This window comes from Trichococcus flocculiformis, from assembly GCF_963662535.1.
In the GTDB taxonomy this organism is placed as follows: domain Bacteria; phylum Bacillota; class Bacilli; order Lactobacillales; family Aerococcaceae; genus Trichococcus; species Trichococcus flocculiformis.
In genome coordinates this window covers 2,772,211-2,787,764 of record NZ_OY759718.1, presented here as the reverse complement: position 1 = coordinate 2,787,764, position 15,554 = coordinate 2,772,211, and the positions used below count along the sequence as shown (strand labels likewise).

Genomic DNA, 15,554 nt, shown 5'->3' with positions numbered 1-15,554 from the left:
CCCAACGTAAGCATCCTTCATCCTTTCTTCACAATCGGATGCTATACTGTAGAATAAATAAAAAGAAAGGTTGATGATACATGTTGTATCCATTCTTCGATAGCACCTATATATTGATCATCTTCGGCATCGCGGTTTCCATGATTGCTTCGGGATTCGTCAAGCGTACCTTCAATACCTATAACCAAGTGAAAAGCCAAAACGGATACACCGCTACGGATGCAGCGCGCTTCATCCTCGAACAATCGGGCATCCATGATGTGCGGATCGAACGCGTCCGCGGAGATCTGACGGACCACTACGACTCGCGCGCTAAAGTTTTGCGTCTTTCCGATACGACAGCCAACTCGACTTCGGTCGCGGCCATCGGCGTCGCTGCCCATGAAGTCGGACATGCAATCCAGGACCAAAAAAACTATATTCCGTTGCGGTTGCGTGCCGCTCTGGTTCCGGCCGCTAATTTTGGTCAGACACTTTCCATGCCGATGATCATGATCGGTGTTTTCTCTGGCATGAACCAGACATTCCTCAATTTGGGGATCCTCTTCTTCTCGTTCAGCTTCCTGTTCCAAGTGGTCACATTGCCAGTCGAATTCAATGCATCCGGGCGTGCTTTGAGAATTCTTTCGAATGGTGGCATCCTGAATGCACAAGAAGTGCCGAAAGCACGCAAAGTTCTTGTCGCAGCTGCCATGACGTATGTCGCAGCTGCCTTCATGAGTTTCTTGCAACTGCTCCGTCTGCTCTTGCTTTTCGGTGGCGGAAACAATGACGATTAGTCGTTAGGTACGCTAATTGTCCTAATTTCATCCTGAAAAACTGCTTAGGTCTATTTCAACGGGCCGGAGCAGTTTTTTTAGGTCCATGAACCTTTTGAGACTAGTCGTTACACTTGTTATCTTGGGGTTGCTATACTATAATAATCTTAGCATTTTGGAAGTATATATCAGAAAAGAATTCCAGACCAGACTCTGAAAATAGGAGCTAATAATGAATCCTGATAAACAATCTAAAGACAAACGTGTTTTAGCTACAAAGAAAAATCTTTTGCATGCGTTGATAACACTGTTGGAAGAAAAATCCATCGAAGAAGTGACTGTGAGGGAACTTACGAAACGTGCAAAAGTGAATCGGGGAACTTTTTATCTGCACTATGAAGACAAGCATGATTTATTGGAGAAAAATATCGATGCGCTGATCCAGGAACTTCAGGACAGAGGGAAAGCCATCACGAAAACGGCTTTGTCCGATGCTACGGAAACGGAGTTCAGACAAAAAACAGTTGAAGCGTTCACGGACATCTTCAGTTACATCAAAGAAAATGAACGCTTCTTCAGCGTTCTTTTCAACGGAAGAAGCAGCTATTCCTTTCCGCTCAAATTCAACACCTATCTGAGAGGACGTCTGGAGCAACAGGTCCAGACGAAAAAAAATGTCATTCCTTATGAACACTGGATCACAGCCGTTGCCTTCGCCTATCAAGGGATGATCTACTCTTGGGTGACGAATGGTATGAAAGACGCGCCGGAGCGCATGGGAGAGTATGGGTATTATTTCATTTCCCAAAGTGTGGTGGAGATAACCAGAGGAACGTGATCGTCATCTAACGAAGTATGTTTGCGTTTAGTGACAGTAGGAAATGTCATGGGAAGAGGTAACCTTGATTTGAATGCAGTCCAGGAAGTACCGGACCATTTGAAGAAGAGTAATAGTCAGTTGAGAAAGTAACTGAAAAAATAGAAAAAAACCGTACAGTCGCATGACTGTGCGGTTTTTTAATGGGATAGGAATTTATAAAATTTTTTTAACTCAAAAGTGCATCACCGTAGGTGTTTCACAAGTTCGCAAAATGTTTCATGCATCTAAAATGATGTCCAGCTTTACGGGTTAGCCCTTCGGAAATTAGATAAATCTGTCCTATTGCGCTCTTCGATGCTCAGGCGGACAGATTTCCTAAATTTCTTTCAGGGCTGAACGAACCCGTTCAGCTTTTCTTACATACATTACTTTAGATGCTGGTTATGTTCAGAGGCTGTTTTAAGGGGCCTCTTTTCAGTGCGAAAAAATAGCAGATGCCGTAAAGGATGGCCAGACCCATCATCACATACATGCCGATTGCGTAAGAACCGGTCAGGTCGTAAACGGCTCCCCAAAGCGGGCCGGAGATGGACATCCCGATGGAGGGCGCCATGCCGAGGATGGACCAGATGCGCGGATAATCCGCGATACCGAAGATTTCGCTCACGACCAAAGGGGTCAACACCGCTGGCCCGCCTATCCCGAATGCGAGGATGAACATGACGATCGACAAGGCCAGGAACGATCGGGTTGTCGCAAGGAAAAACAAGGCAATCAGCATGCAGACAACAATAAGTGTAAGCGTGATGGTCGAATCGATTTTGTCATTGATGGCCCCGACGGAAATGTTGGCAATGATCATACCGGTCATGACGAGCGAGAACAATGTGCCGACCTGTCCGGATGTGAAGTTCATCCCGCTGAAGTGCGCTGGTAAATGTTGCATCATTCCGCCTCCGAAAGCTGAAAGGAAAATGCCGATGAACAGGATATAAAACGGTTTCATCTTTCTGGCATCTTCATAAGTGATGGATAGATCGTGTATAGGTTGATTGCTTTCGTTGTAAGCGGGCAGTTGGTCACCATAAGCGTTCAGGCCTACAGTTCCGGGATTTTCCACCAACAAAAAGAGTCCGTTCGGGACAGTCAGAAGCGCGAAAAGTCCTGCAATCAAAAAGTAACCCATGCGCCAACCGAAGTTATCCAGAAATGTCGGCATGATCATCGAAATGATAGCTCCCGCAAGTCCTCCAGAGGCATTCAACAAGCCCATCATCAATCCTTTTTTGGCGGTAAACCAATTGTTGATCAACAAAATCGCCAGAAACATAGTGATCGGCATCATGAACAAACCGAGGAAGATGCCTCCCAGATAAAATTGCCATAAACGAGTGGCGAATGCCAGCCACACAAATCCAAGCGAAACCCAGAGTCCTCCTCCAATAAGCAAGCGCTTTGCCCCAAATTTAGGGAGAAATTGTCCAATCAGAGGAAGTACGAAAACGCCGGTCAGAGTCGACAGGCTGATGTAAAGCGAAAAGGCACTGCGCGTGAAGCCTAATTCCGAAGTGATGGGCTCGACGAAGAAACCGACGGCATTCCCGGCAATATACATGGCCATGATCAAGAAGGCCGCAGAAAAGAAGGATAAAAAGTGGCGTAAGGTCATATGATAATTCCTCTCTACATCAAATAGGTCAATGATGATTCTTGTCAGATTTCCGTATAACGAAAAGGCATCCCACAATACGAACTGTCGTTTCATGAAACCGAATACATGTATCTACATATAAAATGTTATATTAATAATTAACAAAAATCAATAGTGTGTCAAAAAAAACGTCACATCTGTGAGGATGTGACGTCAGAAAGAGGCTGATTCTTTTTTGATTTGCGTTCCATTCATCCGAAACTTCATTCATCAAAATGCAGCTGCAGCTGAGGAACTTGGAAGAAATGCTGGAGTGCTAATGCAATTCCGCCTAAAAGAGCTCCATTTTTTCCGAGTGAGGACAAACTGACCGGAACGTTATGTCCGGATGTTCGGTTCAATTCCGTTTGGATTTCTGTCACACATTCCGGTAATGCACGGAATAGATCACCATTCAGATAGACTTTTTCAGGATCGAACAGGCTGACCACATTGCTGATTGCGACGCCCATATGCAGCACGAGATGTCCCACAACATTTTTGGCATCTTCATCGCCTGTCTTGTACAGGGCAATCAGGTCGGTCAAATGCAGTGAGGAATCGTTCTTCAGGTTTCTGATTTCCGCAACCAAAGCTCCCGTTGAGCAATATTGGTTCAGGCACCCCTGTTTGCCGCAGTCGCAAGCTTTTCCGAATGGATAGAGAATCGTGTGCCCCAGATTCCCGGCCAGACTATTTTTGCTGCGGAACAATCGGTTCTGCAACAAAATTCCGGAGCCGATGCCCTCGTCCAGATCGATACTGATGATGTTCCCCGGAGAGTGGGCGAATACCGCTTCGGCAATTACGGCCAGATTATTCTGATTTTCCAGATAGATCGGACAGTCGATAGCGTCGCTTTCCAGATGTTTGGCCGTCAGATGCTCCAACATTTTGTTAGTTGATGCTACTATCTCATCTTCATGCACGAAGCCGTCGATTGACACTACAATACCTACGAAGCGAAACGGTGTTTTATTGAGGTTCTTCCTATGATAGAGAACGACTTCTTCGATGCTGTCGATGATATTGCTGGCCTCAACTTTTCTGACCAAATCATATTGGGCGACGATCTTGCCTTGCAGATTGCAGACGAGGGAAGAAATCTTTGTTTGTGTAATGGTCAAACTCATCGCGTATCCGCCATTTGCATTCACCTTCAACAACACCGGTTTTCTCCCACCAACGATGGAACTTTGACCTGTACCGAGTTCGACGACAAGTTTTTCCTTAAGAAGTTTTTTGACAATTTCAGATACGGTTGCCTTGTTGAGTCCGGAATCATGAGAGATGGCCGCTCGTGAAGTATTGGGATGATTGATGATGGCTGTCAAAACGATGGTCTCATTTTGTTCCCTTATGGTGTTGCGGTTGACGATCATGGTGTGTCACACCCTTTACAGATTTTTTTGAGGTTTGGGCGCAAAAAAAGATGACGAATCTGAAAAAAATACAAGGATGGGCTATTTTGGAGCAAGGTAAAATGTGTTCCGGATAGTCGCTTGGACTCAGGAGTACCTTGTATAGAAGTCAGAAACTTAGAGGTGAATGCGTTTACATAGTTGTTTAAAACAGGGTGGGCTCAATAAAGAGCGATGGTTGAGGGAATCAGTCGTTGCGGGCATACGTCTTTGGTTATATTTTAACACTTTTCACTGGCAATTGCGAGGTTTGGATGACCTCCTAACCCAAATATCGCGCACTTTTTTTCAAGGAGGTCAAGAGGTTAAGCGTTTTCTGGATTGTGGGCTCTGAGTCATTGTTATTTAATTAGAAAATCGGTAAAATGAAAGGAACCACGGGAGGGGGCATATATCAGAATGTTGGGTTTAAATGGGATTGAATGGATGATACTGATCATTGCGGCAATCATCATCGGTTTTTCGAAAACCGGCATACAAGGCGCGACAATTCCGGCGGTGGCGCTCGTTGCCATTCTTTTCGGTGGGAAGGCGTCAGCCGGAATCATGTTGCCGATGCTGATGCTGGGGGATTTGATTGCCATATTTCAGTACGGCAAACAGGGAAAATTCAGGGATGTGCTGAAATTGTTGCCTGCCGCCGTAATGGGTATCGCTATAGGCGCCATCACGGGTAATTATCTTGATGACAAGCAGTTCAAAGCCTTATTGGGCATAGTTGTATTGATTTGCTTAGGACTTTTGATTTACAGAGAGATCGCCAAAAGAGTTTTGCCGCTTCCAAAAAATCCAATCTTCCATTGGATGGTCGGGGCTGTCAGCGGTTTTTCTTCGATGGTAGGCAATGCCGCAGGACCCATTTTCAATGTCTATTTGCTTTCACAAGATCTCACCAAGAATAAGATGATCGGAACGACGGCTTGGTTTTTTCTGCTGATGAATATTGTGAAGTTGCCATTCCATATCTTTATGTGGCGGACCGTCACTTGGGGAACACTACGGTATATGTTGCTGATGATTCCTTTTATCGCGTTGGGGAGTTGGATGGGCATCAGATTCGTCCGGAAGATAAACGAAGTGTGGTACAAGCGCATCATCATGATCATGACCGCGATTGCGGCGATGCGTCTGTTCATTTAAAAAGAGACACCTTATGAATGGACTTTAGTCCCCTCGTAAGGTATCTCTTTTTTCTGGATTAAAAAATCTGACTGGATATTTCTGTTAATTAGTGCGATCTACTTCAACTTCATCAGCCGGATCGACTGGTCTGCGCAAGGCGCGTTGGTTGGTCCGGTGAAGTTGGAATGCTTCAAGGATGGGGACCAGTATCGAAGCGACGAGTCCACCCGAAAATCCATTGTTGTAGAGGTTTACGCCACCATGAAGATAACCGATGTTCATGACTAACGTCAGATGCATGGCTCCGGCGATGATACCCGCAATGTTCCCGTATCGGCCGGCCAACGGTGCCAAAGTTGTCCCGAACAGTGCTGAAATAAGGACGATTGTTGATTGATTGTCCTGATAGTTGAGTCTGCCCATCAGAGTGACCCCGATCAGAATCGGCAGGACATTCTTGACGTTTTTCCCGAAAGCGCCAAAGCCTATGACAGTAAAGATGCCACCCAGGACCGGACCATTGATTTCTCCACCCATCAACAGAATATAAGTCGTAGCCAGGAATCCTAGCAATGCCATATTGATGAGCGTCGCACCTAAACCGCCAAGTTCCAGGTAATCGGTGGACAATTGGCCCGAATGGCGCATGATGCGCTTCAGCCCATGGAAGCTCCATCCGTTGATCTGCAGGCCAATCAGGAACATGCAACTGAACAGTGAATACAACAGCACTGAAAATGGACCGTTATAGCCGCTGGCAAGGATATTTACCGTTTCGATTTCGAAGCCGAAATTGCGCATCATAGAGATGAAGACCGTTCCGATGATGCCGCAGGTGAAGCCGACGTTATAGAGGCTGAATCCTCTTGTGAAGGTAACAAAATGATGCGCCAGTGGGGGAATCAGGAAGCCGGAAACAAAACCGGCGCCCAGCCCCAGAAACACACCATAGGGTTGACCGATGCCTAGTTTGAAGGAGAGCTCACTGACCAGCGGTGCCAAGGCTGTTCCGAAAAGGGCGGCCAGCAAAGATTTGTGTATCGGTACTTTTGTGACCCTTGCATAAGTGAAAGCGCCGATGCTGATCGGCATGGAGTTGAATAAGTTTTTGCCAAAAAAAGCGAATCCCGCAATCGTTAAAATACCGGCTATGACCGGACCGTTGATCTTTGCATCTGCCATTCGGACGATCCAGATGGCTTGCAGCGTCATGAGTGAAACGTTGAACAATGCCGATCCAACGTTCGTCAAAGCCATATAGTCCGTCAACAGGTTAGCCGGAGAGGCCAAGATGGTAAGGTTGCCTTCATAAATTTCTCTTGGACTGTTGAATAAGAAAGCCACTCCGCCCATCAATAAGGCGAAGCCGGCCAATAAACCGTATTTTAATCGCTCGGAGAGTTCCTCTGCGCCACTCATAGTAGGCTGTCTTTTCTGTATCATAAGTGTCCCCCAATCTTATTGTGTTGAAACTGATTAATGAAAATGAAATATGGAAATTGCTGTTTGTCTTAAGGAAGTAAATTCAAGCTTATAAAATCATGTAAACGTTAACTTACATTTAATTATACAGGGCCAAACCGACTCTCACAATATTTATTTTCAATTTTACTAAAATCCACTAATATTCCAATAGTAAATACACAATTGGAACAATTTGTGCTGAATTTTTGGTACAAAAGGAGATACCTGTTCAAAAGAGGCGTACTTTTGAACAGCTTCAGTCCGGATTAGTATACTTTCGGATATTTACCGCTACGATTTAGAAGGAGGATAATATCATTTAGGGGGAAGAAGTATGCTGATGATCGAATACATCGACTCTAACTCCGGTGAACGGTGCCTTCGCAGGAAATCGGTCAACATTCCGCTGGGATCATCCGATGAACGCAGCCTCGCCGAAGTTTCGGCTGGAAGTTACCGAAGAACTTCGGTGAGTGTGCGCCTCACCGGAGCAGCGCACTCGCATGGATTGCTATTTTTCGTAAAAATTATCATCTGTAAAAATAGAAAAAACCTTAAAATGGGCGTTTATACCCATTTTAAGGTTTTTTTGATGATTTATTTTGCGCGTACATCTTTCATGGCATCCAGAACGGCCACATCTTCCGGCGAAATGTTAAAGTCAAGCTGCGCATTCTCGATGATGCGCGCTTCGTGCGTGGACTTCGGTAAAGGCAAGGTATCCTTCTCCAAACAGTAACGGATGGATAATTGCGCCGACGTCACGCCGTATTTTTCAGCCATCTGCTTGATTTCCGGGCTATCCAGAATCGCACCTGTAGCTAAAGGTGAATAGGCTTCGACAACGATTTTGTGTGTTTGACAGAAAGCGAGCAGTCCTTTTTGGTCGCGGCCGATGTAGAAAGGAATCTGATTCGCCATCGGGACGATGTCGCAATTGTCCAGGATCGCTTGCAAGTCCTTGATGGAGAAGTTCGAAACCCCGATTGCGCGGATCCGGCCTTCGTCATAGAGCTGTTCCATGGCTTTCCAAACTTGGATGTTGCCTTCGGTGCAATCCTTGCCGATCTCATCCCATGGCCATGGCGCATGGATTAAGTAAAGATCTAGGTAATCCAAGCCAAGATTATTCATGGTTTCTTCAAAGTGCTGCAAGGCGCCTTCGAAATCTTTTACCTGCGCAGGCAGCTTGCTGGTCACGAACACTTCTTCGCGGGCAATCCCGAAGTCGCGGATCGCTTTTCCGACATTTTCCTCATTGTGATAAGCATGCGCCGTATCGATGTGCGTATAGCCATTCTTCAAAGCCATCGTCACCGCTGCGTAGGCTTCTTCGTTAGGGATTTGCCATGTCCCGAAACCGATGGAGGGAATCGTCACACCATTATAAAAAGTGAATACATCTTTGTTTGCCATTCAATAACCTCCTGTTATGATAACGTTTACTATTATTCAGTTTAGAGCAGTCAGCGGCAGATGTAAAAGGATATAGCTCGAAAATTCAAAATAGCTTAGAAATGGATAGGGGATACGGAAGAATTATTCCGGAATTTGTCTGCAAATATGCGATTGGATCTGGTTTCGTCATGTATGGCGACAATCGATGTCAGGGTTAATTTGAGAACGCTTTTAAAAAACGGTATATTTTAGACAGGAGTGAATGTTATAATTTCGCCAAGGGGGAATGGCCATGAGCTTTGATAGGAATCAGTATTTACGTGAATTGGAGACGATCGTCAATATCGACAGTGGCAGCAGAAATCCTGCAGGTACACGGGAAGTGGCGGCGTTTTTGGAAGAGAAATATAGACAGCAAGGTTTTCTGACCGAGCTGGTTTCGGTCGGTCCGGAGGTGGGGCCGGTATTGGTGGCGACGAATGCTCAAGACGAACCCATCGATCTGCTCTTCATCGGCCACACTGATACTGTGTTCCTGGATGGCGAAGCGAGCAGACGGCCTTTCAAGATAGAAGGAGAGCGGCTTTATGGGCCTGGCGTCTATGACATGAAAGGCTGCAGCCTGTTGACGGCCTATCTGCTTGAAAACTTGCCTGGAAAACTGAAGCAAAGCCTCAATATCTGTGTGATCCACAATCCGGATGAGGAAATCAGTTCCTTTTATTCCCGGGAAGTGATCATCGAGAAAGCCAAAATGTCCAAGTTCGCCTTCGTCATGGAGCCGAGTTCAGCGGACGGTTCGATGATCAAGGAAAGGAAAGGCATCGAAAAACTGAAGATCCATTTCAAGGGCCGGCCCTCCCACGCCGGCGACGCTCCCCAGGAAGGGCGCAGCGCCATCAACGAACTGGCTCATTGGATTGTGCGCATGAATACTTTGATTGATTACGATGCCGGTGTGTCTGTCAATGCGGGCACAATCCAAGGCGGCAGCGTACCGAATGTCGTCCCCGAGCACGCCCAGATGGAATTGGACTACCGTTACTCAAATCCCGCGGACGTCACGGCCTTCTTTGATATGTTGGAGGAATTGCAGAGTCATGCAACCGAAATGGAGATCGGCATCAACATCGAAGTCATCGGCAAGCGTCCGCCTATGGTCGATGTGCCGGGTGCGAAAGCGTTGCGGAGCGTCTTCGAGGAAGTCGGCAAGAAAATGGACACGTTCGTTTCGTTCAAGAAATCGGGAGGCGTATCCGACGCCAACTTCACAACCAGTGTCGGTGTTCCGACGGTCTGCAGCATCGGTCTGATCGGTGGCGCTTTCCATACCGATCACGAATATGTGGAGCTGGATTCCATTGTGCAACGCTTGGATCTTTTGACGGCGGTCATAGCAGAAATGAACCGGCGGAAGATGTTCTGCGAAAGCGCCGATCGTCTTTCCATATCGTGAGCCCCAACGATGCAGATATGAGAAACTATAAATTGAACAGCAGCGCGAAGGCCCTTTCCAGGTCCTCTGCGCTGCTGTTTTTTTGATGGATGGCGCAGTGTTCCGCGGCGGAAATACTTTGGCGAAGCACACCGGAAGAACAGCACTTTTGTTGTCCCAGATGCGATAATAAAGGTATAGGATTTCAGGCGTAGATACCGATTCGCGTAGACTACAGGCCGAGCCAATGAGTGATTGGATGTTTCCGGGGGATTAAGCAGAAGGGGTGGTAACATGGTGAAAATTGGTGAGAAGACAATTGTGTCCGTAACGTGCCAAGATGTTATTCTGCAATTAGCTGAGCAGTATTGTTCTGAAGGGGAGTACCTTCATTTCGGGATGAAAGAGAATCCAAAAAAATATGTATTGGTGACCGATGAAAAAATATATCTGATCAAATCCAAAGCCAAGGCTGAGGACAAGCATAAAGAGGATGTGTTCAGCATCCAGTACACGCAGATGCGAAAAGAGGAATTAAGGATGAAATTTGATGGCTGGTTTGTGGAAATGTCCACCCACTCCGCCGCAAAAAAAGAGCCTCACTTTCATGTCGTTCTGGACAAAATCCAAGGCTTGCATCCGGATGAAAAAGAGAACTCCTCAACAAATTCGCAACCCGTTTTGCCGGATTATCTGGATGCGGAGATCAACTGCTTAAAAGAAATATTGGCGGAAGGCCTCATCACGCCGGAAGAATACGAGAGCGTGAAGGACAGACTTTCAGAAATGTAATCATGCAGTCGGTTCCGCGGAGTCGCGATACAGAATATAATAAGAAAAACCATGGAGCTGCCTCATTTTCGAGGCAGCTCCATGGTTTTTTGTGGTGCGTTCTACTGGCGTTGTCCGATATTTATAGGTTATCGGACAACATTCTAATGGAACTAATCTCAGATCGCCATGCCCGTTCTCTTGAATGTGTTGAACTGATCACGCAATAAGGCACGCGTCAGGTGATCTTCAAATGTCACGTTCAGATTCGGCAGTTTTGCGATATTGTAGATGTCGTTTGTATCTTCCACTAGCACCCAATTGTTCAATACCTTCACGACGATGGAAGACAGCGGTTCTGCATGGCTGCACTTGAACAGCGTATCATCCACAAATTTTTTGAAAGGGTTGACCAACTGTTCTTCCGGCAGCATGTTCTCCGCCAAGTCCAAGGCATCATCCCGATAAATCGTGAATTCCTTCTCATAAACGGGAGGGGATTGTTTGATGAGTTCGTAATCGCGTTCCTTTATGTACGCCAAGGCATCCTGATATCCTTTGCGGTATTCCTTAGTCGCTTTGATGCCGCTGTTCATGTAAGTTTTAGCAGCGATGACTTCTTCCAATGAATCTTCAGGAATCAACCAACCCTCTTTATTGCTGAATTTCACTGCATCCTTGATTTTCCCTTTGCGAATCCATCTGCGCACCATTTCTTCTGAATGGGTGATATTTTTTTTGCTGAGTATTTTGACTGCTTCGGCTACGGTAAGCATGTTTTGTCCCTCCGTTGTTACTTGTTTAGTTGATTATATAGTAGCATTAAGTTTTCGGGATGTGGTGTTTCTTTTGTGTACTCCCAAACATAGTACAGCGGAAACACACTAAACGGATACGAAAAACTTAATATATCAGGCAAGTGTTTTTTTGTTGTTCAAAACATCAAGCACATCATAAGTACACCTCAATTTCGGTACAAACACAGAAAAGCATACTATAATGAAGTCATCAAAATTACGGAGGTCGAGTATGGCAACAATTGAAACGTACCAAAGATCTGCATTGAAGAAAACCAATCCATTGTTAACTAAATTACGCACAACAGTCGAAACGGCTTTCTACGGCAGCAATATGCATGAAGTGACGACACTTGCCGAAGCCTATGAATTGGCGAAAACATCCCCAGGGGTCATCGTAACCGACCTTCCCATCAAAGAGACTGCTAAGTTGGGCCTGCCTGAAGACGCCAAAGTGCTTGTCGAAAACGGCGGCAAAATAGTTGGACGGACCGCTAAAGCAAGAAGGATCGTAGGCGAAGACAGAGCGGAAGACGAGCAATTGATTGCGATAGTCCGTGACGTCATCTACCAGAACCGCACGAAGAAATACCACCAGACTACTGGCTATGTCGGCTTGGATGAAGAATTCATCATCAAAGCGCACATCGCATTTCCGGAAGGCAACGAAAACAATCTTTACTCCTGGTTGTTGAATTTTCAGTGGGCCAATGACGCGTACAATGAATTGTACGCGCATTCAAAAAAATATGAAGAAGGGGATATTTATATCTATACGGATCCCGACTGGCGCCATCCCGATTATCCGCTGGGTCTGGCCTACTTTGAACCCGATCATAACGTCGCCTGCATTTTGGGCATGCAGTATTTTGGGGAATTCAAGAAAGGCACGCTATCCCTTGCCTGGGGTACTGCGCATCGCAACGGCTATGCTTCCTGCCACGGCGGCCTGAAAAAATTTGTGTTGGAAGACAAGAAGCGCGTCTTTGCTTTCTTCGGCTTGTCCGGTTCAGGAAAGTCGACACTGACGCATTCGAAGCACAACGGAAAGTACAAAGTGAAGGTGTTGCATGATGATGCCTTCATCATCGATCTGCTCGACGGTTCATCGATTGCATTGGAACCGGCATACTTCGACAAGACCCAAGACTATCCAGCAGATCATCCGGAGCAGGAATATTTCCTGACGGCACAGAACGTAGGCGTGACGAAGGATGTGGACGGAAAACGGGTATTGGTGACGGAAGATATCCGCAACGGCAACGGCCGTACCGTCAAGTCCCGTTACGTGACGCCGGACAGAGTGGACAAGTTCCATTCGGCGATTGAGGGCATCTACTGGATCATGAAAGATGACTCTCTGCCGCCGCTCGTCAAAATCGAAAATCCGATTCTTGCTGCCACTTTCGGAGCAACATTGGCGACGAAACGGTCGACTGCGGAAACCGCAAGAAAGGGTGAAGACAGAGACCGATTGGTTATCGAGCCTTATGCCAATCCGTTCCGCGTCTACCCGTTGATCGAAGATTACGAAGATTTTAAAGCCTTGCTGAGCAAAGAGGCGATTGACTGTTATATCATCAACACCGGCGCTTTCCTGAATAAGGACATCACCAAAGACATCACACTCGGCGTGATCGAGAGCATCGTCGAAGAGACAGCCACATTCAAACCTTTCGGTGACGGGACCGGCTTGGCGTACTTGGACGTGCCGGGCTATGAACCGCCATTGCAAGATGAGAGCTACAAAAAGCTGGTCAAAGAACGGATGATGATGCGGATTGAGTTCCTGCAGACATTCAACCAAGAACATCCCGATTCTTCACTTCCGGGTGAAGCAATCCATGCATTCGATCAGATTGTCCGATCTTTGTAAATACCGCCAGGTCGATTGCGTACTTTTATATGAAAAGAAAAAACCAACAGCAACTCCCATGCAAATCAGGAATATTGCTATTGGTTTTTATTTGTTTTCGTGTCAGATTTTCTGCAGGGGAATATTGACGAGGACGGTCAACCCTTTTTGGGATCTGTCCAGTCTGACCTGCCAATCATATTTGTCGGCGATGGAAGAAACCACAAACAATCCTAATCCGGATCCGTTGTTGCCTTTTGTGGTGAAGAAGGGATCGAACAGGTTATTGCTTTCCAAACCTTCCGCGATTCCAGGGCCATCGTCTGTGATGGACAGGACAACATATTCTTTTTCTTTTGTCACAATCGAGCGCTTCTGCAAATCGGCATTGCATTCAGCATCCGCTTTTTTCAGCCTGATTGAGACATTTCCTGGGCGCGTGTCGATCGCTTGGAAGGCATTTGTGAGCAGGTTATACAGCACCACTTGCAAGTCCTGCTTGTCAAAGCCTTCAACCAAGATGCCAGAATCGATGTCACTCACGACTTTGATGCTCTTCGGCGTCAAGATCGTGATTTCGGCAATGGTGTCTTTGAGCACTTGTGAAAGGTCATGCACAGTATCTTGCTGTCCTTCGCTGACCTTGGAAAAACGCAATACGTTCGTGGAAAGATCCTTGCCTTTTTCCGCGGCAAGGTAGATTTCTTTCAGTTCGCTGACTAACTCTTCATTCTCGGCATAGTCTTCCATCAGCAACTGGGCATTTCCCAGGATAGGGGTCAAGAAATTATTCATGTCGTGAACGATGGTCGTTGTCAAGAGCCCGATTGCTTCCAGTTTACTTTCTTTCAATATCCGCTTTTCCAATCGATGGCGCTCATTCTCAAATTTTTGTTTTTCGATGAGACGTTGGCTTGCTTCGTAGGCTTGATTCTTTTTGTTGTAGCCCCTGATCAGAAGAATGAAAATGAGAATTATAGAAGAAATCAGTAATAAGAGGCTCAATAATATATAATTGTTTTGTATAGGAACACGGTTGTGCTCGTAGAAATCCGAGTTCAGGGCGATGACCCAATGGGCTGCTCCGATGTCGATCCACTCAAAGGCACCCAGTTTCAGCACCTTAGTCGGATTTTCTTCATCCCACCAGTAGGAATAATAGCTGAGTGTTCCTTCTTCTTGAGTGAGTTGGGCTTCCTCCAGACGCCTCAAATCGGAAAGATCCAGATCCGGAAACTGTTTCTGACGGTCGGAGATGATATCAAGTCCGACTTGGCTTTCGACCGGATGGATGACAACTTTCATATCGGCATTCTTCACCAAGGGATAGCCGCTATAGTCGCTGGTGTCGCTGAATATTTCCGCCTTGAATATGTTTTCCAGGTTCAAGGGTGAGACGAAGTAACCCGTGACTTGTCCATCTGAGTCTACGGCGGGAGAATAAAGATTGACGAAGGATTGATTTTCCAAAAAATATTCACTGCTGTTTTGGATGTAGGCCTCATTGTCGCGTAAAGATCCGATATAAGGGTCCTCTTGCAGATAAGATTCAGCACGATCTTCTGGTAGCTCTTGAACGAAGCCATCTTTGATTTGCCATGCTTTCGCGAAAGCGCCTAAGCTGTCAAGTTGGATCAACAAATTTGTTTGATCTTCATGAGAACCCAAGTAATCAGCGATGAGTGTTTTTTTGTCGAACTCGCCGAGCTGCGTTTCCGGCTGGTCTGCTGAAGCCAACTCATGGGATAATTGCTGAAGCGATAAAGAACGATTTTCGATGACTAGTTTCAGATTATTGGTCACATAATTCAAGGTCTGCATCAGTTGTTCCTGACCGCTTTTCTTGGCATTCTGTTCCACGGTGTAGAAGCTGCTCGTGATCGTGATCAAGGTAATCGCGATGATGATGAATAACCCTGTCAGGATGATGTTGATGATACGGGTCGTCGGTTTGTTTTCCATCGTAAAAGCCCTTTCTTAAAACTGCATAGTAGCAAAATAACCACTTGACAAAACAATGTTC

The 15,554-nt window shown here is 46.1% G+C and carries 12 protein-coding genes; 6 read left to right on the top strand and 6 right to left on the bottom strand.

Features of this window, described 5'->3' with window-relative positions:
- Positions 1–80 precede the first annotated feature (80 nt).
- Both ACKPCD_RS13255 and ACKPCD_RS13250 read left to right on the top strand, forming a co-directional pair.
- The gene (locus ACKPCD_RS13255) at positions 81–779 is read left to right on the top strand and encodes a zinc metallopeptidase (protein ID WP_068559140.1); all 699 of its coding nucleotides are present in this window, start codon (positions 81–83) and stop codon (positions 777–779) included.
- A gap of 211 nt (positions 780–990) precedes the next feature.
- Positions 991–1,596 (top strand): TetR/AcrR family transcriptional regulator, encoded by a 606-nt coding sequence (locus ACKPCD_RS13250; RefSeq protein WP_068559138.1) that lies wholly within the window; start codon positions 991–993, stop codon positions 1,594–1,596.
- Between the two features lie 412 nt (positions 1,597–2,008).
- Here the strand turns inward: ACKPCD_RS13250 and ACKPCD_RS13245 are convergent, their stop codons facing one another.
- A complete protein-coding gene (locus tag ACKPCD_RS13245; RefSeq protein ID WP_321433480.1) occupies positions 2,009–3,247 on the bottom strand; it encodes an MFS transporter in 1,239 nt (412 codons plus the stop codon).
- 245 nt (positions 3,248–3,492) lie between these two features.
- Positions 3,493–4,650, bottom strand: a complete 1,158-nt coding sequence (locus ACKPCD_RS13240; RefSeq protein ID WP_321433479.1) for an ROK family transcriptional regulator — start codon at positions 4,648–4,650, stop codon at positions 3,493–3,495.
- 438 nt (positions 4,651–5,088) lie between these two features.
- On the opposite strand from ACKPCD_RS13240, the gene ACKPCD_RS13235 reads away from it, so the two are divergent.
- Positions 5,089–5,829, top strand: a complete 741-nt coding sequence (locus ACKPCD_RS13235) for a sulfite exporter TauE/SafE family protein (RefSeq protein WP_321433478.1) — start codon at positions 5,089–5,091, stop codon at positions 5,827–5,829.
- An 84-nt stretch (positions 5,830–5,913) separates the two neighbouring features.
- Here the strand turns inward: ACKPCD_RS13235 and ACKPCD_RS13230 are convergent, their stop codons facing one another.
- Together ACKPCD_RS13230 and ACKPCD_RS13225 are read right to left on the bottom strand one after the other, a co-directional pair.
- Entirely contained in the window at positions 5,914–7,254 is a 1,341-nt protein-coding gene (locus ACKPCD_RS13230) for a DUF1576 domain-containing protein (RefSeq protein WP_068559125.1), read from the bottom strand.
- 618 nt (positions 7,255–7,872) lie between these two features.
- A complete protein-coding gene (locus ACKPCD_RS13225) occupies positions 7,873–8,691 on the bottom strand; it encodes an aldo/keto reductase (RefSeq protein WP_321433477.1) in 819 nt (272 codons plus the stop codon).
- A gap of 274 nt (positions 8,692–8,965) precedes the next feature.
- Here ACKPCD_RS13225 and ACKPCD_RS13220 point away from each other — a divergent pair, with 274 nt between their 5' ends.
- Both ACKPCD_RS13220 and ACKPCD_RS13215 read left to right on the top strand, forming a co-directional pair.
- Positions 8,966–10,129 carry a M20 family metallopeptidase gene (locus tag ACKPCD_RS13220; protein WP_321433476.1) on the top strand — a complete coding sequence of 388 codons (1,164 nt, stop codon included), beginning with the start codon at positions 8,966–8,968 and terminating at the stop codon, positions 10,127–10,129.
- A gap of 273 nt (positions 10,130–10,402) precedes the next feature.
- Entirely contained in the window at positions 10,403–10,900 is a 498-nt protein-coding gene (locus ACKPCD_RS13215; RefSeq protein ID WP_321433475.1) for a hypothetical protein, read from the top strand.
- Positions 10,901–11,058: 158 nt separating this feature from the next.
- Here the strand turns inward: ACKPCD_RS13215 and ACKPCD_RS13210 are convergent, their stop codons facing one another.
- Entirely contained in the window at positions 11,059–11,655 is a 597-nt protein-coding gene (locus ACKPCD_RS13210; protein WP_321433474.1) for a helix-turn-helix domain-containing protein, read from the bottom strand.
- 253 nt (positions 11,656–11,908) lie between these two features.
- Here ACKPCD_RS13210 and ACKPCD_RS13205 point away from each other — a divergent pair, with 253 nt between their 5' ends.
- On the top strand, positions 11,909–13,552 hold the full coding sequence (locus tag ACKPCD_RS13205) for a phosphoenolpyruvate carboxykinase (ATP) (RefSeq protein WP_321433473.1): 1,644 nt from the start codon (positions 11,909–11,911) through the stop codon (positions 13,550–13,552).
- 102 nt (positions 13,553–13,654) lie between these two features.
- On the opposite strand, the gene ACKPCD_RS13200 is transcribed toward ACKPCD_RS13205, so the two are convergent.
- A complete protein-coding gene (locus tag ACKPCD_RS13200) occupies positions 13,655–15,493 on the bottom strand; it encodes a sensor histidine kinase (RefSeq protein ID WP_321433472.1) in 1,839 nt (612 codons plus the stop codon).
- Positions 15,494–15,554 lie beyond the last annotated feature (61 nt).

Bases quoted from the DNA above. Each gene is read 5' to 3' on its own strand.
- ACKPCD_RS13255 (WP_068559140.1), top strand. From the start codon at position 81: ATGTTGTATCCATTCTTCGATAGCACCTATATATTGATCATCTTCGGC.
- ACKPCD_RS13250 (WP_068559138.1), top strand. From the start codon at position 991: ATGAATCCTGATAAACAATCTAAAGACAAACGTGTTTTAGCTACAAAG.
- ACKPCD_RS13245 (WP_321433480.1), bottom strand. From the start codon at position 3,247: ATGACCTTACGCCACTTTTTATCCTTCTTTTCTGCGGCCTTCTTGATC.
- ACKPCD_RS13240 (WP_321433479.1), bottom strand. From the start codon at position 4,650: ATGATCGTCAACCGCAACACCATAAGGGAACAAAATGAGACCATCGTT.
- ACKPCD_RS13235 (WP_321433478.1), top strand. From the start codon at position 5,089: ATGTTGGGTTTAAATGGGATTGAATGGATGATACTGATCATTGCGGCA.
- ACKPCD_RS13230 (WP_068559125.1), bottom strand. From the start codon at position 7,254: ATGATACAGAAAAGACAGCCTACTATGAGTGGCGCAGAGGAACTCTCC.
- ACKPCD_RS13225 (WP_321433477.1), bottom strand. From the start codon at position 8,691: ATGGCAAACAAAGATGTATTCACTTTTTATAATGGTGTGACGATTCCC.
- ACKPCD_RS13220 (WP_321433476.1), top strand. From the start codon at position 8,966: ATGAGCTTTGATAGGAATCAGTATTTACGTGAATTGGAGACGATCGTC.
- ACKPCD_RS13215 (WP_321433475.1), top strand. From the start codon at position 10,403: ATGGTGAAAATTGGTGAGAAGACAATTGTGTCCGTAACGTGCCAAGAT.
- ACKPCD_RS13210 (WP_321433474.1), bottom strand. From the start codon at position 11,655: ATGCTTACCGTAGCCGAAGCAGTCAAAATACTCAGCAAAAAAAATATC.
- ACKPCD_RS13205 (WP_321433473.1), top strand. From the start codon at position 11,909: ATGGCAACAATTGAAACGTACCAAAGATCTGCATTGAAGAAAACCAAT.
- ACKPCD_RS13200 (WP_321433472.1), bottom strand. From the start codon at position 15,493: ATGGAAAACAAACCGACGACCCGTATCATCAACATCATCCTGACAGGG.